20 protein-coding genes and 1 pseudogene are annotated in these 21,553 nt (G+C 71.5%); 9 read left to right on the top strand and 12 right to left on the bottom strand.

Annotated elements, in window-relative coordinates:
- Positions 1-75: 75 nt before the first annotated feature.
- The 4 genes and pseudogenes from AOK16_RS28010 to AOK16_RS06690 all read left to right on the top strand — a co-directional run.
- Positions 76-180, top strand: a pseudogene (locus AOK16_RS28010) (ABC transporter ATP-binding protein); the annotation flags it as partial.
- Between the two features lie 2 nt (positions 181-182).
- The coding region (locus tag AOK16_RS06700; RefSeq protein ID WP_240483410.1) for an ABC transporter ATP-binding protein at positions 183-1,000 on the top strand (818 nt) is incomplete at its 5' end.
- Between the two features lie 88 nt (positions 1,001-1,088).
- Positions 1,089-1,859 carry an ABC transporter permease gene (locus AOK16_RS06695; RefSeq protein WP_055471301.1) on the top strand — a complete coding sequence of 257 codons (771 nt, stop codon included), beginning with the start codon at positions 1,089-1,091 and terminating at the stop codon, positions 1,857-1,859.
- A gap of 90 nt (positions 1,860-1,949) precedes the next feature.
- Positions 1,950-2,945 carry a COX15/CtaA family protein gene (locus AOK16_RS06690; protein WP_055471300.1) on the top strand — a complete coding sequence of 332 codons (996 nt, stop codon included), beginning with the start codon at positions 1,950-1,952 and terminating at the stop codon, positions 2,943-2,945.
- Here AOK16_RS06690 and AOK16_RS06685 read toward each other — a convergent pair.
- The 3 genes from AOK16_RS06685 to AOK16_RS06675 are packed head-to-tail and all read right to left on the bottom strand — an operon-like array spanning position 2,922 to position 5,441.
- A complete protein-coding gene (locus AOK16_RS06685; RefSeq protein WP_055471299.1) occupies positions 2,922-4,061 on the bottom strand; it encodes an amidohydrolase family protein in 1,140 nt (379 codons plus the stop codon). The genes AOK16_RS06690 and AOK16_RS06685 overlap by 24 nt on opposite strands.
- 51 nt (positions 4,062-4,112) lie before the next feature.
- Positions 4,113-4,469: a hypothetical protein gene (locus AOK16_RS06680; RefSeq protein ID WP_055471298.1), complete on the bottom strand. Its 357-nt coding sequence runs from the start codon at positions 4,467-4,469 to the stop codon at positions 4,113-4,115.
- A gap of 24 nt (positions 4,470-4,493) precedes the next feature.
- Entirely contained in the window at positions 4,494-5,441 is a 948-nt protein-coding gene (locus AOK16_RS06675; RefSeq protein ID WP_055471297.1) for a heme o synthase, read from the bottom strand.
- Between the two features lie 275 nt (positions 5,442-5,716).
- Between AOK16_RS06675 and tkt the strand changes: the two genes are divergently transcribed.
- The 5 genes from tkt to pgl are packed head-to-tail and all read left to right on the top strand — an operon-like array spanning position 5,717 to position 12,382.
- Entirely contained in the window at positions 5,717-7,795 is a 2,079-nt protein-coding gene (gene tkt, locus AOK16_RS06670; protein WP_055471296.1) for a transketolase, read from the top strand.
- 34 nt (positions 7,796-7,829) lie between these two features.
- The gene (gene tal, locus AOK16_RS06665) at positions 7,830-8,948 is read left to right on the top strand and encodes a transaldolase (RefSeq protein ID WP_055471295.1); all 1,119 of its coding nucleotides are present in this window, start codon (positions 7,830-7,832) and stop codon (positions 8,946-8,948) included.
- Between the two features lie 10 nt (positions 8,949-8,958).
- On the top strand, positions 8,959-10,488 hold the full coding sequence (gene zwf, locus AOK16_RS06660) for a glucose-6-phosphate dehydrogenase (RefSeq protein ID WP_055471304.1): 1,530 nt from the start codon (positions 8,959-8,961) through the stop codon (positions 10,486-10,488).
- Complete coding sequence (opcA, locus tag AOK16_RS06655; protein WP_055471294.1) at positions 10,485-11,603, top strand: glucose-6-phosphate dehydrogenase assembly protein OpcA; 1,119 nt, start codon at positions 10,485-10,487, stop codon at positions 11,601-11,603. The genes zwf and opcA overlap by 4 nt, the downstream gene beginning before the upstream one ends.
- A gap of 38 nt (positions 11,604-11,641) precedes the next feature.
- Positions 11,642-12,382, top strand: coding sequence for a 6-phosphogluconolactonase (gene pgl / locus AOK16_RS06650; RefSeq protein WP_240483412.1), 741 nt, complete (start codon positions 11,642-11,644; stop codon positions 12,380-12,382).
- A gap of 187 nt (positions 12,383-12,569) precedes the next feature.
- Here the strand turns inward: pgl and pgi are convergent, their stop codons facing one another.
- The 9 genes from pgi to rapZ all read right to left on the bottom strand — a co-directional run.
- Complete coding sequence (gene pgi / locus AOK16_RS06645) at positions 12,570-14,222, bottom strand: glucose-6-phosphate isomerase (protein ID WP_055471303.1); 1,653 nt, start codon at positions 14,220-14,222, stop codon at positions 12,570-12,572.
- A 103-nt stretch (positions 14,223-14,325) separates the two neighbouring features.
- A complete protein-coding gene (locus AOK16_RS06640; protein WP_079101126.1) occupies positions 14,326-14,661 on the bottom strand; it encodes an RNA polymerase-binding protein RbpA in 336 nt (111 codons plus the stop codon).
- Between the two features lie 173 nt (positions 14,662-14,834).
- The gene (gene secG, locus AOK16_RS06635; RefSeq protein WP_055471291.1) at positions 14,835-15,071 is read right to left on the bottom strand and encodes a preprotein translocase subunit SecG; all 237 of its coding nucleotides are present in this window, start codon (positions 15,069-15,071) and stop codon (positions 14,835-14,837) included.
- Between the two features lie 161 nt (positions 15,072-15,232).
- Entirely contained in the window at positions 15,233-16,009 is a 777-nt protein-coding gene (gene tpiA / locus AOK16_RS06630; protein WP_055471290.1) for a triose-phosphate isomerase, read from the bottom strand.
- A gap of 4 nt (positions 16,010-16,013) precedes the next feature.
- Complete coding sequence (locus AOK16_RS06625) at positions 16,014-17,228, bottom strand: phosphoglycerate kinase (RefSeq protein WP_055471289.1); 1,215 nt, start codon at positions 17,226-17,228, stop codon at positions 16,014-16,016.
- 202 nt (positions 17,229-17,430) lie between these two features.
- Positions 17,431-18,435 carry a type I glyceraldehyde-3-phosphate dehydrogenase gene (gap, locus tag AOK16_RS06620; RefSeq protein ID WP_055471288.1) on the bottom strand — a complete coding sequence of 335 codons (1,005 nt, stop codon included), beginning with the start codon at positions 18,433-18,435 and terminating at the stop codon, positions 17,431-17,433.
- 143 nt (positions 18,436-18,578) lie between these two features.
- The gene (whiA, locus tag AOK16_RS06615; protein WP_055471287.1) at positions 18,579-19,580 is read right to left on the bottom strand and encodes a DNA-binding protein WhiA; all 1,002 of its coding nucleotides are present in this window, start codon (positions 19,578-19,580) and stop codon (positions 18,579-18,581) included.
- Positions 19,571-20,638 (bottom strand): gluconeogenesis factor YvcK family protein, encoded by a 1,068-nt coding sequence (locus AOK16_RS06610; protein WP_055471286.1) that lies wholly within the window; start codon positions 20,636-20,638, stop codon positions 19,571-19,573. Before AOK16_RS06610 ends, whiA begins: the two co-directional genes overlap by 10 nt.
- Positions 20,635-21,553: RNase adapter RapZ (gene rapZ, locus AOK16_RS06605; protein WP_055471302.1), on the bottom strand; the 919-nt coding region annotated here is incomplete at its 5' end. The genes rapZ and AOK16_RS06610, both read right to left, overlap by 4 nt.

Raw genomic sequence — 21,553 nt, 5'->3', positions numbered from 1 at the left:
GTCCCCCAGCCGGTCCCCCAGCCCGGTCCGGCCCCTGGTCTCAAGGCCCTGCCGCCCCTTCGTAGACTGCCCGGCATGTGCCGCACCCCCGACCGAGAGCCCGCAGTCCAGGTCCGCGGCCTGGTCAAGCGGTACGGCCCGAAAACCGCCGTCGACGGCCTCGACCTGTCCGTCGTGGCGNNTCCTCGGCCCCAACGGCGCCGGGAAGACCACGACCGTCGAGACCTGCGAAGGCTACCGGCGGCCGGACGCCGGCACCGTGCGGGTCCTCGGCCTCGACCCGGTGGCCGACGCCGCGGCCCTGCGCCCGCGGATCGGCGTGATGCTCCAGTCCGGCGGGGTCTACCCGGGCGCCCGCGCGGAGGAGATGCTGCGCCACACCGCACGGCTGCACGCCCACCCCGTGGACGTGGAGCCGCTCATCGAGCGGCTGGGGCTCGGCAGTTGCGGCCGTACGACCTACCGGCGGCTCTCCGGCGGCCAGCAGCAGCGGCTCGCCCTCGCGATGGCCGTCGTCGGCCGGCCCGAGCTGGTCTTCCTCGACGAGCCCACCGCCGGACTCGACCCCCAGGCCCGGCACGCCACCTGGGACCTGGTCCGCGAGCTGCGCGCGGACGGCGTGACGGTCGTCCTCACCACCCACTACATGGACGAGGCCGAGCAGCTCGCGGACGACGTCGCGATCATCGACGGCGGCCGGGTCGCCGCCCAGGGCAGCCCCGAGGAGCTGTGCCGGGGCGGGGCCGAGAACACACTGCGCTTCACCGGCCGGCCAGGCCTGGACCTGGGCGCGCTCCTCAAGGCGCTGCCCTCCGACTCCGCGGCCGCCGAGCTGACCGCCGGCACGTACCGCGTCACCGGAAAGATCGACCCGCAGCTGCTGGCCACCGTCACCTCCTGGTGCGCCCAGCACGGCGTGCTGCCGGACCGGATCTCGGTCGAACGACACACCCTGGAGGACGTGTTCTTGGAGCTGACGGGGAAGGAGCTGCGACGGTGACGCGCGGCCAGACCGACACCTGCCAGGAGTCCGGGGACTGCCCCCGTGGAGGACACAGCCTGGAGCCGACCGGCGAGGAGCCGCGCGCATGACCGCCACCGGCACGTACGCCCCCAAGCCCGGCCGCGCGCCTCTGGGCCGCATGCTCGCTGCGCAGACCGCCCTGGAGACCCGGCTGCTGCTGCGCAACGGCGAGCAGCTGCTGCTGACGGTCGTCATCCCGACCCTGCTGCTGACCCTGTTCAGCGTGGTCGACATCGTCGACACGGGCCCGGGCCGGGCCGTGGACTTCCTGGCCCCCGGCGTCCTGGCGCTCGCCGTGATGTCCACGGCCTTCACCGGCCAGGCCATCGCCACCGGCTTCGAGCGGCGGTACGGGGTACTGAAGCGGCTCGGTGCCTCGCCCATGCCGCGGTGGGCGCTGATGACCGCCAAGACCGGGTCCGTCCTGGTCACCGAGGTGCTGCAGATCGCCCTGCTGACGGTGGTCGCCCTCGCCCTGGGCTGGTCCCCGCACGGCAACCCCCCCGCCGTACTGCTTCTCCTCCTCCTGGGCACGGCGGCCTTCTCGGGCCTCGGCCTGCTGATGGCGGGCACCCTCAAGGCGGAGGCGACGCTGGCCGCCGCCAACCTGGTCTTCCTGCTCCTCCTGGTCGGCGGCGGCGTCCTCGTACCGCTGGACCGGTTCCCGGACGCGGCGCAGAGCGTGCTCGGGCTGCTGCCCATCGCGGCGCTCTCGGACGGGTTGCGGGACGTGCTCCAGCACGGGGCCGGGGTTCCCTGGGGGGACGTGGGGATCCTCGCCGTATGGGCCGTGCTCGGCCTGGGCGCGGCGGCCCGCTTCTTCAAGTGGGAGTGACACGCCGAGCGGAGGTGACACCTCCGAGGCAGGCAGGCCTTCAGGACCCCTCGTGAAAACTTGCACAAGCCGCCGCCTACGATAGACGCCGTGTTGAATCTGCTCGAAGCCGCGCGCAATCCCATCGCGTACATCGCCGCCCGCTGGACGCCGTCCCAGCGCACCGTGGAGCGCGCCACGTTCACCGCGCTGCTGATGAGCGTGTTCATCATCGTCACCGGCGGGGCGGTCCGTCTCACCGGCTCCGGGCTCGGCTGCGACACCTGGCCCAAGTGCACGGACGACAGCCTGATCGCGACCTCCGAGATGGGCATCCACGGCGCGATCGAGTTCGGCAACCGGATGCTGACCTACGTGCTGTGCGCGGCCGTCGGCTGGGCGATCATCACGGTGCGGGCCGCGAAGCGGCCGACGCGCGGGCTGTCGCGGCTGGCCTGGTCGCAGTTCTGGGTGGTCGTGGGCAACGCCGTGATCGGCGGGGTCACCGTGCTCACCGGGCTCAACCCGTACACCGTGGCCGGGCACTTCCTGCTCGCCGGGGCGCTGCTCACGGTCGCGACGCTGACCTGGCTGCGGTCCCGCGAGGGCGACGCGGGGCCGCGTCCGCTCATCGGCAGGTCGGTCAGGCAGCTGGCGCAGGTGCTCACCGCCGCCGCCGGGCTGCTGATCGCCGCGGGCACCGTGGTCACCGGGTCCGGGCCGCACCCGGGCGACAACAGCGAAGTACCCCGGATGTTCCAGGACTTCAAGCTGGTGGCCGAGGTCCACGCCGTCACGGCCTGGATCGTCGTCCTGCTCACCGTCGTCCTGTGGCTCGTGCTGAAGGCCGTCGACGCCCCCGAGGGGCCGCTGCGCCGCACCCGCGAACTGCTGCTGGTGCTGCTGGCCCAGGGAGTCATCGGCTACGTCCAATACTTCACCGACCTGCCCGAGATCCTGGTCGGGCTCCACATGCTGGGCTCCGCCCTGGTGTGGATCGCCGTACTGAGGATCCTGCTCTCGCTGCGCGAGCGCCCCGTCGCCGAGCCAGGCGACCTGCCGGGGCGGGCCGCCCAGGAGGGCTCAGTGGTCCCCGCGACCGTCTGAGGACGGGCCGCCCGACAGCCCGTACACCCGCCGGGCGTTGCCCGCGGCGATGAGCCCGGCGACCCGCTCTGCGTCCGGCCGCGACCACACGCCCTCGGCCACCCACTCGCCCAGTAGCCGCCCCAGCGCCTCGTGGAACAGCCGCGCACCGACCACGTGCAGCTCCGGCACCCCGTGGCCGCCCGTGGAGAACAACAGCTTCCCGAAGGGCGCCAGCTCCAGAGCCTCCGCGAGCACGGTCCTGGCCCGGGGGCCGGTGCGGGCCAGCGCGGGCCCCAAGTCGGCGTAAACGTGCGGGAAGACGTCGGCCAGATAGGCCGCCTGCCGGTGGTACGGGTAGCCGTGCAGCAGGATCAGATCCGTGCCGAGCCCGGCCGTCGCCCGTACGAAGTCGGCCAGCAGCATCGGGTCCGTACGGTCGATGCGCAGCTCGGGATCGCCCACCCCGCCGTGGAGTTGGAGCGGCAGCCCGGTGGCCACGGCGGTCCACAGCAGGTGCCGCAGCAGCACCGGATCGTCCAGGCGGTCGCCCACGCGGCGGCCGGAGAGCCAGCGCCCGGCGCGGCGGCGCACCTCCCCCGGCCCCGGCGGCTCGGGCGCGAGCGCCTGCCCGTGGCGGCAGCCGGCGACGGAGGTGAAGCCGACGGCGTTCTGCGCGGCGCCGTGCACCGCCTCGGCGAGGTTGGTCATGAAGCCGTCGGCGGTGCCCGAGGTGTCGGCGACCTGCTCGGCCAACAGCTCCAGGCGCACGATCTCGTGGGCCTGGGCGTCGCCCGCGGCGGCGAGTTCGGCGGGGGCGGTGAGGTCCCCGGCGATGCCGGTGTCGACCAGGTAGGTGCCGATGCCGGTGGAGCGCAGCAGCCGTCTGCCCGCCTCCAGGACGCCGAGTTCGCGGCGGCGGGCCAGGTAGGTGGCGGGCGGGCAGTGCGGTTCGAGGCCGAGCAGCGGCGGGCACCAGCGGCGTACCGCGAAGCCGGTCTGGGTGTCGAAGAAGGTCGTGCCGGACGCGGCGGGCGACGCGGACTGGGTGAGGTAGGCCTCGAAGGTGCCGAGGCCCAGCTCCGTGCGGAGCACGCCATGGCAGTGCTGGTCCACCAGCGATGGCAGTTCGATCACAGCGCCCCCTCAGGTCCGTACCGTCGTACGGTCTAACGGGCGCAGCAGGGCTCAGGTGTTGCTCGGGCCGCCGACCTGGATGCCCGCCATGCGCGACCACTCGTACGGGCCGGTGCGGACCTTGGCGGCGAGGTCGCCGTCGAAGGAGTCGTGGAGGGTGATCCCGGCCTTCCGGGCGGCGCGCCGCGCGGTGGTGTGGTCGGGGGCCACGAGGTCGCCCCAGGTGCCGTCCTCGGCGACGAGGACGATCCGGGTGCCGGTCTGGCCGAGGTAGGCGAGCTGTCCCTGGGCGCTTCCGCCGTGGCTCTTGGCGAACCGGTCGATGCGCTTGGCCAGTCGGGCCGCGGTGCGCTCTGCACGGGCTTCGGCCTTGGCCGCGGTCTTGTCCGCCTGCTGGTTCTCTGCCATGAAGCCAAGCCTACCTGCGGGTAATTACCTCAGGAAAGGGTCGACGGCGATGGCCAGGAAGAGGATCGAGACATAGGTGATGGACCAGTGGAACAGGCGCATCTCCTTGAGTTTGGCGCCTGCCGCCCCCGCCTTGGCGCGCGACTGGAGCCCGTGCGCCTCCCTGAGCCACCACGCGCCGGCCAGGGCGGCGACCACGGGGTAGAACCAGCCGACGTAGCCCAGCGGCCACAGCGTCAGCGAGACGGCGACCATGACCCAGCTGTAGAGGACGATCTGCCGGGCGACCACCGTGTTCGTGGCGACCACCGGGAGCATGGGCACGCCCACGCGCGCGTAGTCCTCCTTGACCTTCATCGACAGCGGCCAGTAGTGCGGCGGCGTCCAGAAGAACATGACGAGGAAGAGGACGACCGCGGCCCAGGAGACCGAGTTGGTCACCGAGGACCAGCCGATGAAGACGGGCATGCAGCCGGCGATGCCGCCCCAGACGATGTTCTGCGCGGTGCGCCGCTTGAGCCACATCGTGTAGACGACGACGTAGAAGAGCAGCGCGCCGAGCGAGAGGGCGGCGGACAGCCAGTTGACGAGCAGGCCGAACCAGAGGGTGGAGACCGCGGCGAGCACGAGGCCGAAGGCCAGGCCCTCGCGCGGCGAGATCAGACCGGTCACCAGCGGCCGCTGGGAGGTGCGGTCCATCAGCGCGTCGATGTCGCGGTCGATGTACATGTTGAGCGCGTTGGCACCGCCCGCGGAGAGGTAGCCGCCGAAGCAGGTGGCGAGCACCAGCCACAGGTTGGGCACGCCCTGCTCGGCCAGGAACATCACCGGGACCGTGGTGATCAGCAGCAGCTCGATGATGCGCGGCTTGGTGAGCGCAACGAACCCCTTGGCACGGGCCCCGAACGGCCGGTGACCGGGACTGTCCTGGAACACCCCCGCAGGACGGGAATCGACGGCCGTCACGCACACCCCTGAATAGCGACCTCAGCGGCTGGCGCCGCGGGCACAGACCAGCAAGCACCGGAGAGAACACCCGGTTAAGACTTGCGCGTACCACGCCACTCTAGACGCAGCCGATACGCCGTTCCTCGCGGGGGTGGGTCGTGTTGTCAACCCCTCAACCGCGCCGCGGGGCCCGCGTCCTCCCGCCCCGGAGTGCGGGCCGGATGGCCGAAGGTAGGCTCGACAGCGCCCGGTGCAGACGTCACCGGCATTCGACATGTGGAGAGGAGCCCTGACTCAGGGTGAGCACCAAGCCGACCACCACAGATCTCGAGTGGACCGAACTGGACCAGCGGGCCGTCGATACCGTCCGCGTCCTGGCCATGGATTCCGTGCAGAAGGTCGGCAACGGCCACCCGGGCACGGCCATGAGCCTGGCTCCCGCCGCGTACCTGCTCTTCCAGAAGCTGATGCGGCACGACCCGTCCGACGCCCGGTGGGCGGGGCGCGACCGGTTCGTCCTCTCCGCGGGGCACAGCAGCCTGACGCTGTACATCCAGCTCTACATGGCCGGTTACGGCCTGGAGCTCGAGGACCTCGAGGCCTTCCGCACCTGGGGCTCCAAGACCCCCGGGCACCCCGAGTACGGGCACACGGTCGGCGTGGAGACCACCACCGGCCCGCTCGGCCAGGGCGTCGCCAACGGCGTGGGCATGGCGATGGCCGCCCGCTACGAGCGCGGCCTGTTCGACCCCGACGCGGCCCCCGGCACCTCCCCCTTCGACCACACGATCTGGGTCATCGCCGGTGACGGCTGCCTCCAGGAGGGCATCTCGGCCGAGGCGTCCTCGCTCGCGGGCCACCAGAAGCTGGGCAACCTGGTGCTGCTGTGGGACGACAACCACATCTCCATCGAGGGCGACACCGAGACCGCCGTCTCCGAGGACACCCTCAAGCGGTACGAGTCCTACGGCTGGCACGTCCAGCGCGTGGCGCAGCTGCCCAACGGCGACCTCGACCCCAAGGGCCTGTACGAGGCCCTGCGGGCGGCGCGCGCCGAAACCGAGCGCCCCTCCTTCATCGCGGCCCGCTCGATCATCGCCTGGCCCGCCCCGCACGCCCAGAACACCGAGGCGGCGCACGGCTCGGCGCTGGGCGCCGAGGAGGTCGCGGCCACCAAGCGCGTGCTGGGCTTCGACCCGGAGCAGGACTTCCAGGTCGACGAGGACGTCATCAAGCACGTCCGCAAAGCCTTGGACCGCGGCCGCGAGGCGCACTCCGCCTGGGACAAGAAGCTCCAGGAGTGGCGCGACGCCAACCCGCGGCGGGCAGCGGAGTTCGACCGGATCAGCGCGGGCGAACTCCCCGACGGCTGGCAGCAGAAGGTCCCGTTCTTCGAAGCCGGCAAGGACGTCGCCACCCGCAAGGCCTCGGGCGAGGTCCTCAAGGCGCTGGGCGGTGTGGTGCCGGAGCTGTGGGGCGGCTCGGCCGACCTCGCGGGCTCCAACAACACCACGATCGACGCCTCCTCGTCCTTCCTGCCCGCGGGCAACCCGCTGCCGGAGGCGAACCCGTACGGCAGGACCGTGCACTACGGCATCCGCGAGCACGCCATGGGCTCGACCATGAACGGCATCGCGCTGCACGGCAACACCCGTATCTACGGCGGCACTTTCCTGGTCTTCTCCGACTACATGCGCCCCGCCGTGCGCCTGGCCGCCCTCATGGAGCTGCCGGTCACCTACGTCTGGACGCACGACTCGATCGGCCTCGGCGAGGACGGCCCGACCCACCAGCCGGTCGAGCACCTGGCCGCGCTGCGCGCCATCCCGGGGCTGAACGTCGTCCGCCCGGCCGACGCCAACGAGACGGCCGTCGCCTGGCGCGAGATCCTGCGCCGCCACGCCGACAGGCCCGCCCCGCACGGGCTGGCCCTCACCCGGCAGAACGTGCCGACGTACGAGCTCGACGAGGACGCCGCCAAGGGCGGCTACGTGCTGATGGAGGCGGAGGGCGGGGCGCCCGAGGTGATCCTGATCGCCACCGGCTCCGAGGTGCAGCTGGCCGTCGCGGCGCGCGAGCGGCTCCAGGCCACCGGCGTGCCGACCCGGGTGGTCTCGATGCCGTCCGTGGAGTGGTTCGAGGAGCAGGACCAGGGGTACCGCGACAGCGTGCTGCCGCCGTCGGTGAGGGCGCGGGTCGCCGTCGAGGCCGGGATCGGCCTGACCTGGCACCGTTACACCGGGGATGCCGGACGGATCGTCTCGCTGGAGCACTTCGGCGCCTCCGCCGACTACAAGGTCCTGTTCCGCGAGTTCGGCCTGACCGCGGACGCGGTCGAGGCCGCCGCGCGGGAATCCCTGTCGGCCGCCGGTCGCTGACGCACCTATACGACACGTAGGAGATGCATTTCTCATGGCAGACGCACTCAAGCGCCTCTCCGAAGAGGGCGTGGCGATCTGGCTGGACGACCTGTCCCGGCGGCGCATCACGTCCGGCAACCTCGCCGAGCTGATCGACCAGCAGTACGTGGTCGGCGTGACCACCAACCCCTCGATCTTCCAGAAGGCGATCTCCGACGGCCAGGGCTATGACCAGCAGCTGGCCGACCTCGCGGCCCGCAAGGTCACCGTCGAGGAGGCCCTGCGCATGATCACCACGGCGGACGTCCGGGACGCCGCCGACGTGCTGCGCCCGGTGTTCGAGGCGACCGGCGGCCGGGACGGCCGGGTCTCCATCGAGGTCGACCCGCGCCTGGCGCACGAGACCCGCGCCACGGTCGCCGAGGCCAAGCAGCTGGCCTGGCTGGTGGACCGGCCGAACACCTTCATCAAGATCCCGGCCACCAAGGCGGGCCTCCCGGCGATCACCGAGGTGATCTCCAAGGGCATCAGTGTCAACGTCACGCTGATCTTCTCGCTGGAGCGCTACCGCGCGGTCATGGACGCCTTCCTGACCGGTCTGGAGCGGGCCAAGGCCGCGGGCCTGGACCTCTCGCAGATCCAGTCGGTCGCCTCGTTCTTCGTCTCCCGCGTGGACACCGAGATCGACAAGCGGCTGGACGCCCAGGGCACCCCGGAGGCCGCGGCGCTGCGCGGCAAGGCCGCCCTTGCCAACGCCCGCCTGGCGTACGAGGCCTATGAAGAGGTCTTCGGGTCGGACCGCTGGGCGGCCCTGGAGCGGGACGGCGCCAACCGGCAGCGCCCGCTGTGGGCCTCCACCGGCGTCAAGGACAAGGCGTACAAGGACACGCTGTACGTCGACGAGCTGGTCGCGCCCGGCACGGTGAACACCATGCCGGAGGCCACCCTCGTCGCGACCGGCGACCACGGCCGGATCACCGGTGACACGGTGCGCGGCACCTACGAGCAGGCCAGGGCCGACCTGGCGGCGCTCGCCGGCCTCGGCATCGACTACGACGAGGTCGTGCAGCTGCTGGAGGACGAGGGCGTCGACAAGTTCGAGACGTCCTGGAACGACCTGCTGAAGTCCACCGAGGCGGAGCTCAGGCGCCTCGCTCCTTCGGAGGCCTGAATTGATCCCGATGTCCGCACGCGGTGACAATCCGCTGCGTGACGCCCAGGACCGGCGGCTCCCGCGCATCGCGGGGCCGTCCGGCCTGGTCATCTTCGGCGTCACGGGCGACCTGTCCCGTAAGAAGCTGATGCCCGCGGTCTACGACCTGGCCAACCGCGGTCTGCTGCCGCCCGGGTTCTCCCTGGTCGGCTTCGCCCGCCGCGACTGGGCGGACGAGGACTTCGCGCAGGTCGTGCACGACGCGGTGAAGGAGCATGCGCGGACCCCGTTCCGCGAGGAGGTCTGGCAGCAGCTGGCCGAGGGCTTCCGCTTCGTGCCCGGCGAGTTCTCCGACCACCAGGCCTTCGAGAACCTCAAGACCACGATCCAGGACCTGGACAAGGCGCGCGGCACGGGCGGCAACTTCGCCTTCTACCTGTCCGTACCGCCGAAGTTCTTCCCCACGGTCGTGGAGCAGCTGAAGAAGCACGGCCTGTCGGAGGGCACCGAGGACTCCTGGCGCCGCGCGGTCATCGAGAAGCCCTTCGGGCACGACCTGGCCAGCGCGCAGGACCTCAACCAGGTCGTCCACCAGGTCTTCCGGCCGTCCGACGTGTTCCGGATCGACCACTACCTGGGCAAGGAGACGGTCCAGAACATCCTGGCGCTGCGCTTCGCCAACACGATGTTCGAGCCGCTGTGGAACCGGTCGTACGTCGACCATGTGCAGATCACGATGGCCGAGGACATCGGCATCGGCGGCCGGGCCGGCTACTACGACGGCATCGGCGCGGCCCGCGACGTGATCCAGAACCACCTGCTCCAGCTGCTGGCGCTGACGGCCATGGAGGAGCCCTCCTCCTTCGACGCCAAGGCGCTGGTCACCGAGAAGCTCAAGGTCCTCAAGGCGGTCAAGCTGCCGCGGGAGCTGGGCAAGCACACCGTGCGCGGCCAGTACGCGCACGGCTGGCAGGGCGGCGAGGAGGTGCTCGGCTACCTCGAGGAGGAGGGCATCGACTCCGGCTCGCGCACCGACGCCTACGCCGCGATCAAGCTGGAGATCGACAACCGCCGCTGGGCGGGTGTCCCGTTCTATCTGCGCACCGGCAAGCGGCTCGGCCGCCGGGTGACGGAGATCGCGGTGGTCTTCCAGCGCGCCCCGCACTCCCCCTTCGACACCGCCGAGACCCAGGAGCTGGGGCAGAACGCCCTGGTCATCCGGGTGCAGCCGGACGAGGGCGTCACGATCCGGTTCGGCTCCAAGGTGCCCGGCACCTCCATGGAGATCCGGGACGTGACGATGGACTTCGCGTACGGCGAGTCCTTCACCGAGTCCAGCCCCGAGGCGTACGAGCGGCTGCTGCTCGACGTGCTGCTGGGGGACGCCAACCTCTTCCCCCGCCACCAGGAGGTCGAGCAGTCCTGGCGGATCCTGGACCCGATCGAGGCGTACTGGGACAAGCACGGCAAGCCCGAGCAGTACACCGCCGGTACGTGGGGCCCGAGGGCCGCGGACGAGATGCTCGCACGAGACGGACGGAGCTGGCGCCGGCCATGAACATCGATCTCACCGAGACCACGTCCAGCCAGATCAACGCCGCGCTCGTCAAGGCCCGCCGGGCGACGGGGACTCCGGCCGTCGGCATGGTGCTCACCCTCGTCATCGTCACCGACGAGGGGAACCACTACGACGCCCTGAAGGCCGCGCGCGAGGCCTCCAAGGAGCACCCGTCGCGGACCCTGGTCGTCATCAAGCGGCCGGGGCGTTCGCCCCGCGACCGCCGGATGGCCCGGCTGGACGCGGAGGTGCGGCTCGGCGGCGAGACCAGCGGCGAGACCGTGCTGCTGCGGCTGCACGGCGAACTGGCCAACCACGCCCACTCGGTGGTCCTGCCGCTGCTGCTGCCGGACGCGCCGGTCGTGGTGTGGTGGCCGGAGGAGGCCCCGGACAACCCCGTCGAGGACCTGCTCGGCCAGCTGGCCGCGCGCCGGATCACGGACGCGGCGGCCACCGAGGACCCGGTCGGCACGCTCCGGCAGCGGGCCGAGACCTACAGCCCGGGCGACACCGACCTGGCCTGGACGCGGATCACGCCGTGGCGCAGCATGCTCGCCGCGGCGCTGGACCAGCGCCACTCGAAGATCACCTCCGCGGTGGTCGAGGCCGAGGCGTACAACCCGAGCAGTGAACTGCTCGGCATGTGGCTCGCCGACCGCCTCGGGGTGCCGGTGGAGCGCGTGGTCTCCGACGGGCCCGGGCTCACGGCCGTACGGCTGGAGACCGAGGACGGGACCATCTGCCTGGACCGGCACAACGGCTCGCTCGCGGAGCTGGCGATGCCGGGGCAGCCGGACCGGCATGTGGCACTGAACCGGCGGGACACCGCCGAGCTGATCGCGGAGGAGCTGCGGCGGCTGGATCCGGACGAGATGTACGCGGCCGCGATCAAGTTCGGGGTCACGAAGCTGGGTTCGCAGGTGGCGGAGGAGCGCGTTCCACCGTCGTCGGACGCTCGGTCGGACGCTTCGTCAGACGCGGAGGCAGGCGGCGCCGGCAGCGCGGCGGAGGCTCCCCGGAAGACCACCGCTGCCAAGACCGGCGCTGCCAAGACCACCGCTGCCGGGAAGACCGCCGGTGCCAAGCCCAAGGCCCGGAAGGCACCCGCCGAGTGAGCGCCCCTCAGGTCGTCGTCCACCGCGACAAGGAGCTGATGGCCAGGGCTGCGGCGGCCCGGCTGATCACGAAGATCGTGGACGCCCAGGCCGCCCGCGGCGCCGCCTCGGTGGTGCTCACCGGCGGCCGGAACGGCAACGGCCTGCTGGCCGCGCTCGCGGAGTCCCCGGCCCGCGACGCGATCGACTGGTCGCGGCTCGACCTGTGGTGGGGCGACGAGCGGTTCCTGCCCGAGGGCGACCCGGAGCGCAACGTCACACAGGCCCACAAGGCGCTGCTGGACTCGGTACCGCTCGATCCCGCGCGGGTGCACGCGATGGCCCCCTCCGACGGGCCGCACGGCTCGGACGTGGAGGCCGCCGCCGAGGCGTACGCGGCCGAACTGGCCGCCGCCGCACAGCCGGAGAACCACGCCTCGGTCCCGGCGTTCGACGTGCTGCTGCTCGGCGTCGGCCCGGACACGCACGTGGCCTCGCTCTTCCCCGAGCTGCCGGGCGTCCGGGAGACCGAGCTCACGGTCGTCGGGGTCCGCGGGGCGCCCAAGCCGCCGCCGAACCGGATCTCGCTGACGCTGCCCGCGATCCGGGCGGCGCGGGAGGTCTGGCTGCTGGCGGCGGGCGAGGACAAGGCGAACGCCGCCGCGATCGCCCTCTCGGGCGCGGGCGAGGTCCAGGCCCCGGCCGCCGGGGCGTACGGGCGCAGCCGTACGTTGTGGCTGCTGGACGCCGCGGCGGCGTCCGGCCTGCCGCGCGAGCTGTACCCGCCGGCTTCGCCGTAGCCGGACTTACGGGACCGGGCCCCGCACCACGTCGTGGTGCGGGGCCCGGGTCGGTTCGCCCTGTCGGGGGCTGTTGACGGAAAGCCCCCGCAGCCGGCCGCGGCGGTCGCAAGCGGTTCCCTGCAACTCCCGAGGCCCGGGAACGACTTGGCCGTCCCGGGCCTCCGGGGTTGTAGGGCGAGCGGGCTCAGCGGCCGCGCCACGCGCGGTACTTGGCCACCAGGTCGGCAGTCGAACTGTCAAGCCCCGGTACTTCCGCGCCCTCGCCGACCGCGGGTTCGAGCCGCTTGGCGAGGACCTTGCCCAGCTCGACCCCCCACTGGTCGAAGGAGTCGATGTTCCACACCGCGCCCTGGACGAACACCTTGTGCTCGTAGAGCGCGATGAGCTGGCCCAGCACGGACGGGCTGAGCTCCTTCGCCAGGATCGTGGTCGTGGGGTGGTTGCCGCGGAAGGTGCGGTGCGCCACCTGCTCCTCCGCCACGCCCTCGGCCCGTACCTCCTCGGCCGTCTTGCCGAAGGCCAGCGCCTGGCCCTGGGCGAACAGGTTGGCCATCAGCAGGTCGTGCTGGGCGGCCAGTTCGGGGCCCAGCTCCGCGACGGGGCGGGCGAAGCCGAGGAGGTCGGCCGGGATGGTCTTCGTGCCCTGGTGCAGCAGCTGGTAGTACGCGTGCTGGCCGTTGGTGCCCGGTGTGCCCCACACGACCGGGCCGGTCTGCCAGTGCACCGGGTTGCCCTCGCGGTCCACGGACTTGCCGTTGGACTCCATGTCGAGCTGCTGGAGGTAGGCGGTGAACCTCGAGAGGTAGTGGCTGTAGGGCAGCACGGCGTGGGACTGCGCGTCGTGGAAGTTGCCGTACCAAATGCCCAGCAGGCCCAGCAACAGCGGGGCGTTGGCCTCCGGCGGGGCGGTGCGGAAGTGCTCGTCGACGAGGTGGAAGCCGTCGAGCAGCTCGCGGAAGCGGTCGGGGCCGATGGCGATCATCAGGGAGAGGCCGATGGCCGAGTCGAAGGAGTAGCGCCCGCCGACCCAGTCCCAGAACTCGAACATGTTCTCCGTGTCGATGCCGAACTTCTGCACCTCGGCGGCGTTCGTGGACAGCGCCACGAAGTGGAACGGCACGGCCGCTTCGTCCCCGCCCAGCCCGTCCAGCAGCCACGTACGGGCGGAGAGCGCGTTGGTGACCGTCTCGATGGTGGTGAAGGTCTTGGAGGCCACGATGAACAGCGTCTCGGCCGGGTCCAGGTCCCGCACCGCCTCGTGCAGATCGGCGCCGTCCACGTTGGAGACGAAGCGGAAGGTCAACGACCGCTCGGTGAAGGGGCGCAGCGCCTCGTAGGCCATGGCCGGGCCCAGATCCGAGCCGCCGATACCGATGTTGACGACGTTGCGGATCCGCCGGCCGGTGGAGCCGACCCACTTGCCGGAGCGGACGGAGTCGGCGAAGCCCGCCATCTTGTCGAGCACGGCGTGCACCTTGGGGACCACGTTCTCGCCGTCGACCTCGACGACGGCGTCGCGCGGGGCGCGCAGGGCGGTGTGGAGCACGGCACGGTTCTCGGTGATGTTGATCTTCTCGCCGCGGAACATGGCGTCCCGCAGTCCGGCCACACCGGTCGCCGCGGCCAGGTCGCGCAGCAGCGCCAGCGTCTCGTCGGTGACCAGATGCTTGGAGTAGTCCAGGTGCAGGTCCCCGACGTCCAGGGAGTACCGCTCGCTCCGCCCGGAATCGGTCTCGAACAGCCCGCGCAGCGACACCTCGCCCAGCCGCTCCCGGTGCTCGGCGAGCGCGCTCCACTGCGGCATACGGTCGAGCCTCGTACGGGTTCCTGCGTTCATCTCCGACACCAGCCCACTTCTCCTCGTGCGTTGCCCCCGCTGCGGGTCTCAACCTATCGAAACCGTAACGGCCACCACCGACAACGGCCCGGTCGGGCTGGTGTCAGATCTCGCCGCGGAGCTTGGCGAGGGCCTCGGCGAGGATGGCCTCGCCGTCGGCGTCGCTGCGCCGCTCGCGCACATACGCGAGGTGGGTCTTGTAGGGCTCGGTGCGCGGCGGGTCCGGCGGGTTGTCCCGGTCCTTGCCCGCCGGGAAGCCGCAGCGCGGGCAGTCCCAGGTTTCGGGAATCTGCGCGTCGCTGGCGAAGCTCGGCACCGTCTCGTGCCCGTTGGAGCACCAGAAGGAGATGCGCAGGCGCGGCGCGGACTCGCCCCGCTCGGCCTCACCCATCGGCCCCGCTCCGACCCGACTTCCACGGATCGCGTTGCCACTTGCCACGGTCGTAACTCCCTGCGTGATGGTGCCGCGAAGCTTCGTCAGTCCGCTTCGCCGCGGGCGCCCCAGTCTACGTAAGGCCCAACGCGCGTCCAGTGACAGGAGTTACACCCCGCTCCCGAGGACGCCGAACCCATGATAAGCGGCGCGTGCGACGGTGTGTCAGAAGGCCGCGGTCAGGCGTCCAGCTTCATCAGCAGCCCAAGGGCGACAATGCACGCGAACCACAGCAGACCGACCACGATGGTGATCCGGTCGAGGTTGCGCTCGGCAACCGAGGAACCGCCGACGGAGGACTGCATGCCGCCGCCGAACATGTCGGAGAGACCGCCGCCCTTCCCCTTGTGCATCAGCACCAGCAGCATCATCAGCAGGCTGAAGACGATCAGGGCAATCGAGAACCCTACAATCACGGCTGGACCCAACTCTCTCGGACAATGACGGGACGGACGGGCGACGGGGGCCGGGCGGCCGGACCTGCGGTCCGCACCACACCGACCCCCGACAGGGTACGACGGAGAACCCCTTACGGCCTACTCACTGGTCAGGCCGCGGATCGGAGCCCTCCCGGACACTACTGGTCGCGGAAGCGGACGATCTTGACGAACTCATCGGCGTCCAGCGCGGCGCCGCCGATCAGCGCGCCGTCCACATCGGGCTGCGCCATGATCGCCGCGACGTTCCCGGACTTCACCGAGCCGCCGTACTGGATGCGGACCTTGTCGGCCAGCTCCTGGCTGTAGAGCTCGGCCAGCCGGCCGCGGATCGCCCCGCAAACCTCCTGGGCGTCCTCGGGCGTGGCGACCTCGCCGGTGCCGATGGCCCACACCGGCTCGTACGCAATCACGATCGTCTCGGCCTGCTCGGCCTCCACGTCCTTCAGGGCGCCGTCGACCTGGGCGAGGGTGTGCGCGACCTGGTTGCCCGCCTTGCGGACGTCCAGGCCCTCGCCCACGCACAGGATCGGCGTCAGGCCGTTGCGGAACGCGGCCTTGACCTTGGCGTTGACGATCTCCTCGCCCTCGCCGTGGTACTGGCGCCGCTCGGAGTGGCCGATGGCCACATAGGTGCACTTCAGCTTGGCCAGCATCGGGCCCGAGACCTCGCCGGTGTACGCGCCGGAGTCGTGCGCGGACAGGTCCTGGGCCCCGTAGGCGATCTTCAGTTTGTCGCCGTCGACCAGGGTCTGCACCGAGCGCAGGTCGGTGAACGGCGGCAGGACGGCGACCTCGACGGCCTCGTAGTCCTTGTCGGTCAGTGCGAAGGCGAGCTTCTGGACGTGGGCGATGGCCTCGAGGTGGTTGAGGTTCATCTTCCAGTTGCCCGCCATCAGCGGCGTACGGGATGTCACGGGGTCAGTCCTCCAGTGCTGCGAGGCCGGGGAGCGTCTTGCCCTCGAGGTATTCGAGGCTCGCGCCGCCACCGGTCGAAATGTGGCCGAATGCACTCTCGTCGAAGCCCAGGCTGCGGACGGCCGCGGCCGAGTCGCCGCCACCGACGACGGTGAAGGCCGGGCTGTCCAGCAGGGCCTGGGCGACCGCGCGGGTGCCCTCGGCGTAGTCGGGGTGCTCGAAGACGCCCATCGGCCCGTTCCAGAAGACGGTGGCCGCGTCGGCGAGCTTCGAGGCGTACAGCTTGCGGGTCTCGGGGCCGATGTCCAGGCCCTCCTGGTCGGCCGGGATGGCGTCCGCGGCGACGACCGACGGGTTGGCGGGTGCCTTGGTCTTGAGGTCCGGGAACTCCGGGGAGACCAGCACGTCCACGGGGAGGACGAACTCCACACCGCGCTCCTCGGCCCGCCGCAGATAGGCCTGCACGGCCGGGACCTGGTCCTGCTGGAGCAGCGAGATGCCCACCTCGTGGCCCAGGGCCTTGAGGAAGGTGTACGCCATGCCGCCGCCGATGAGGATGCGGTCGGCCTTCTCCAGGAGGTGGTCGATGACCCCCAGCTTGTCGGAGACCTTGGCGCCGCCGAGCACCACCGCGTAAGGCCGCTTGACGTCCTCGGTGAGCTGCTTCAGGACGCCGACCTCGGTGGCGATCAGACCGCCCGCGGCGTGCGGGAGGCGGGCCGGGAGGTCGTAGACGGAGGCGTGCTTGCGGTGCACGGCGCCGAAGCCGTCGCCGACGTAGGCATCGGCCAGGGTGGCCAACTGGTCGGCGAAGGCGCCGCGCTCGCTGTCGTCCTTGCTGGTCTCGCCCGCGTTGAAGCGCAGGTTCTCCAGCAGCGCGACCTGGCCGTCGGCGAGCCCGCCGACGGTGGCGCGGGCCGACTCGCCGACCGTGTCGGTCGCGAACGCGACGTCCCTGCCGAGGAGTTCGGCCAGCCGCTCGGCGGCCGGGGCGAGCGAGAACTGCGGGTCGGGCGCGCCCTTGGGGCGGCCGAGGTGGGAGGCGACGACCACCTTGGCGCCGGCCTCCGCGAGCCGGGCGATGGTCGGCAGGACGGCCCGGATCCGGCCGTCGTCGGTGATGGTGGTGCCGTCCAGCGGCACGTTCAGGTCGGCGCGGACGAAGACCCGCCTGCCCGCGACCAAGTCCTCCCGCAGAAGGTCATCGATCGTCTTCATGTATATGGACTCCTAGTAGCAACCCAGCTCTTCACGGGACACCGAAACCACCGGTTGAGCGGCCCCGACGGCGACCTGCCACGGCCGCGAGAGTGGCGGCGGGTTGTCGCAAAAGCGGGGACAGGGCTCGTGCGGCGCGCTGTGCGCTGCGCGAGCCCTGTCGCTCACATCGCGGTGCCTGCTCTACGGGATCTCTACGAGATCAGAGCCGGCCGCCGACGAAGGTGGTCAGGTCCACCAGGCGGTTGGAGTAGCCCCACTCGTTGTCGTACCAGCCGACGACCTTGACCTGCTTGCCCTGGACCATCGTCAGCTGCGAGTCGAAGGTGCAGGAGGCGGGCCAGTTCACGATGTCGGAGGAGACGATCGCGTCCTCGGTGTACTCCAGGATGCCCTTCAGCTGACCCTCGGCGGCCTTCTGGAAGGCGGAGTTGATCTCGTCCCTGGTGACCTCACGGTCCAGCTCCAGGACGAGGTCGGTGACCGAGCCGGTCGGGACCGGTACGCGCATCGCGATGCCGTCCAGCTTGCCCTTGAGCTGCGGGAGGACCAGCGCGGTGGCCTTGGCGGCACCGGTGGAGGTCGGAATGATGTTCTCCGCGGCGGCGCGGGCGCGGCGCAGGTCGGAGTGCGGGAAGTCCAGGATGCGCTGGTCGTTGGTGTACGCGTGGACCGTCGTCATCATGCCCTTGACGATGCCGAAGCTCTCGTCGAGCACCTTGGCCATCGGCGCCACGCAGTTGGTGGTGCAGGAGGCGTTGGAGATGACGTGGTGGTTGGCGGCGTCGTACTTGTCCTGGTTGACGCCCATCACGATGGTGATGTCCTCGCCCTTGGCGGGCGCGGAGATGATCACCTTCTTCGCGCCGGCGGCCAGGTGCTTCGCGGCGTCCTCGCGCTTGGTGAAGATGCCGGTGGACTCGATCACGATGTCGGCACCCAGCTCGCCCCAGGGCAGCTGCGCCGGGTCGCGCTCGGCCATCGTCTTGAAGGTCTGGTTGCCGACCGTGATGGTGTTGTCGGTGTGGCTGACCTCCTGCTTCAGACGACCCAGGATCGAGTCGTACTTCAGCAGGTGGACCAGAGTGGCGTTGTCGGTCAGGTCGTTGACACCGACGATCTCGATGTCCGCACCCTGCTCCAGGAGCGCCCGGAAGTAGTTGCGGCCGATACGGCCGAAGCCGTTGATGCCTACGCGGATCGTCACGAACCGATCTCCTCGTTGGTATGCCGGTTGCGACGCCGGCGAGCTGTAAATGGATGTCCCCGACCACCCCCGACCCTACCGCTCCCGGGCGCATCGGGTGACATCGGGCGGGAAGGGGGCCGCGCGGCCGTCCGGGCGGGCCGTCAGACGGCCATGCCGTCGGCCATCTCCTCGGTCAGGTCCTCGCTCAGGTTGGACTCGGTGCCGGGGATGCCCAGGTCCTGTGCGCGCTTGTCGGCCATCGCCAGCAGCCGCCGGATCCGGCCCGCGACCGCGTCCTTGGTCAGCGGCGGGTCGGCCAGCGCGCCCAGCTCCTCCAGCGAGGCCTGCTTGTGCTCCATGCGCAGCCGGCCCGCGGCGGCCAGGTGCTCGGGCACCTCGTCGGCCAGGATCTCCAGCGCCCGCTGCACCCGCGCGCCCGCGGCGACGGCGGCGCGCGCGGAGCGGCGCAGGTTGGCGTCGTCGAAGTTGGCGAGCCGGTTGGCGGTGGCGCGCACCTCGCGCCGCATCCGCCGCTCCTCCCAGGCCAGCACCGACTCGTGCGCGCCGAGCCGGGTCAGCAGGGCGCCGATCGCGTCCCCGTCCCGTACGACCACCCGGTCCACGCCGCGCACCTCGCGCGCCTTGGCCGCGATGCCGAGCCTGCGGGCCGCGCCGACCAGGGCGAGCGCGGCCTCCGGGCCGGGGCAGGTGACCTCCAGGGAGGAGGAGCGGCCGGGCTCGGTGAGCGAGCCGTGCGCCAGGAACGCGCCGCGCCAGGCGGCCTCGGCGTCGCAGGTCGCACCCGAGACGACCTGCGGCGGCAGTCCGCGGATGGGACGGCCGCGGCCGTCCACCAGGCCGGTCTGGCGCGCCAGTTGGTCACCGCCTGCCACCACCCGTACGACATAGCGGCTGCCGCGGCGCAGGCCGCCGGGGGCCATCACCACGAGGTCCGAGGCGTGGCCGAAGATCTCCAGGATGTCCTTGCGCAGCCGCCGGGCCGCGATACCGGTGTCCAGCTCGGCCTCGATCACGATCCGGCCGCTCACCAGGTGCAGGCCGCCCGCGAACCGCAGGATCGACGAGACCTCCGACTTCCGGCAGCATGTCCGGGTGACAGGGAGCCGGGAAATTTCATCCTTCACCGCTGCCGTCATCGCCATGGGCCGATCCTTCCATGCATCCGAAAAATACGGTCGTACGCGGCGGCCAACAGCTCCGGATCGTGCCTGGGGAGCCCGTCGGGCGAGGCCACCGGAGCCAGCTCGACCGCCCCGCCGAGCTGCTCCGCGGCATCGGTGAGACTGTCCCGGTCGGGCACGGCGGCCTCGTCGGCCAGCACCACGTCGAAGGCGAGTTTAGGGGCGTGTCGGGCCAAAACCTCCAAATGACGTTGCGGTGAGAAGCCCTCGGTTTCGCCGGGCTGCGGCGCGAGGTTCAGGGAGAGGACCCGGCGGGCCTTGGTCTCCACGAGCGCGTCCAGCAGGTCCGGCACCAGAAGGTGCGGGATCACGGAGGAGAACCAGGAGCCGGGCCCCAGGACGACCCAGTCCGCGTCGAGGACCGCCTCGACGGCCTCGGGGACGGCGGGCGGGTCGTTCGGCACCAGGTGCACGGACTGCACCTCGCCCCGGGTCAGTGCGACGGTGGCCTGGCCGCGGACGGTGGTGACCGCCCCGGGGCGGGCCGGGTCGTGGCCGCGGACCTTCGCCTGGAGTTCCAGCGGGACCGCCGACATGGGCAGCACCCTGCCGTGGGCGCCGAGCAGCCTGCCGACCCACTCCAGGGCCTCGACGTGGTCGCCGAGCTGCTCCCAGAGGGCCACGATCAGCAGGTTGCCCACGGCGTGGCCGTGCAGGTCGCCCTCGCTGGCGAAGCGGTGCTGGATGACCCGGGCCCAGGTCTGGCCCCACTCGTCGTCGCCGCACAGCGCGGCCAGCGCCTTGCGCAGGTCGCCGGGCGGCAGGACGCCCAGCTCGTCGCGGAGCCGGCCGCTGGAGCCGCCGTCGTCGGCGACGGTGACGACGGCCGTCAGGTCGCCGGTGATGCGGCGCAGCGCGGCGAGCGAGGCGGACAGGCCCATGCCGCCGCCGAGCGCGACCACTTTGGGCTGGGTGCCGCGCCGGCGCACCGCCCGGGTCGTACGGCCGGTCGCGAAGCCGGTGCGCTCCGGGACCAGCCGGCGGACTCCCCGCAGCCGCGAGGGCCTTCCCGGTGTCACTCGCGCCCCATGTCCCGGTGGACGACGACGGTCTCGACGCCTTCGGCGGCGAGTCGGGTGGCGAGCTTCTCGGACATGGCGACGCTGCGATGCTTGCCGCCGGTGCAGCCGACGGCGATGGTCACGTAGCGCTTGCCCTCGCGGCGGTAGCCGGTCGCGATGAGCTGGAGCAGCTCGGCGTAGCGGTCCAGGAACTCCTTGGCGCCGGGCTGGTTGAAGACGTAGTTGGCCACTTCCTCGTTGACGCCGGTGAAGGGGCGCAGCTCGGGGACCCAGTGCGGGTTGGGCAGGAAGCGGCAGTCGACGACGAGGTCGGCGTCAACCGGGAGCCCGTACTTGTACCCGAAAGACATCACGGTGGCGCGGAGTTCGGGTTCCTCCTCGCCGGCGAACTGGGCGTCGAGCTTGGCGCGCAGTTCGTGGACGTTGAGGCTGGAGGTGTCGATCACCAGGTCGGCGTCGCCGCGCAGTTCGCGCAGCAGGTCGCGCTCGGCGGCGATGCCGTCGACGATGCGGCCGGAGCCCTGGAGCGGGTGCGGGCGGCGCACGGACTCGAAGCGGCGGACGAGTGCCTCGTCGGAGGCCTCCAGGAAGATCACCCGGCGCTTGACGCTCTTGGCCTCCAGGGCGGCCAGCGACTCGCGGAGGTTGTCGAAGAAGCGGCGGCCGCGTACGTCGACGACGACGGCGATCCGGGCCACGTTGCCCTGCGAGCGGGCGCCCAGGTCCACCATGGTGGGGATCAGGGCGGGCGGGAGGTTGTCGACCACGAACCAGCCGAGGTCCTCGAGGCACTTGGCGGCGGTGCTGCGGCCCGCCCCCGACATGCCAGAGATGATCACCAGCTCGGGGCTGGCCGCCGTCTCGCCGCCTGCCTCGGCCGTCGTGCCCGTCCTCACCTGTGCTCCGTCTCCG

The sequence above is a fragment of the Streptomyces pathocidini genome (assembly GCF_001418495.1).
Lineage (GTDB): Bacteria > Actinomycetota > Actinomycetes > Streptomycetales > Streptomycetaceae > Streptomyces > Streptomyces pathocidini.
This window is presented reverse-complemented; position numbering and strand designations above follow the sequence as displayed.

Bases quoted from the DNA above. Each gene is read 5' to 3' on its own strand.
- AOK16_RS06695 (WP_055471301.1), top strand. From the start codon at position 1,089: ATGACCGCCACCGGCACGTACGCCCCCAAGCCCGGCCGCGCGCCTCTG.
- AOK16_RS06680 (WP_055471298.1), bottom strand. From the start codon at position 4,469: ATGGCAGAGAACCAGCAGGCGGACAAGACCGCGGCCAAGGCCGAAGCC.
- tal (WP_055471295.1), top strand. From the start codon at position 7,830: ATGGCAGACGCACTCAAGCGCCTCTCCGAAGAGGGCGTGGCGATCTGG.
- zwf (WP_055471304.1), top strand. From the start codon at position 8,959: ATGTCCGCACGCGGTGACAATCCGCTGCGTGACGCCCAGGACCGGCGG.
- opcA (WP_055471294.1), top strand. From the start codon at position 10,485: ATGAACATCGATCTCACCGAGACCACGTCCAGCCAGATCAACGCCGCG.
- pgl (WP_240483412.1), top strand. From the start codon at position 11,642: ATGGCCAGGGCTGCGGCGGCCCGGCTGATCACGAAGATCGTGGACGCC.
- pgi (WP_055471303.1), bottom strand. From the start codon at position 14,222: ATGAACGCAGGAACCCGTACGAGGCTCGACCGTATGCCGCAGTGGAGC.
- AOK16_RS06625 (WP_055471289.1), bottom strand. From the start codon at position 17,228: ATGAAGACGATCGATGACCTTCTGCGGGAGGACTTGGTCGCGGGCAGG.
- whiA (WP_055471287.1), bottom strand. From the start codon at position 19,580: ATGGCGATGACGGCAGCGGTGAAGGATGAAATTTCCCGGCTCCCTGTC.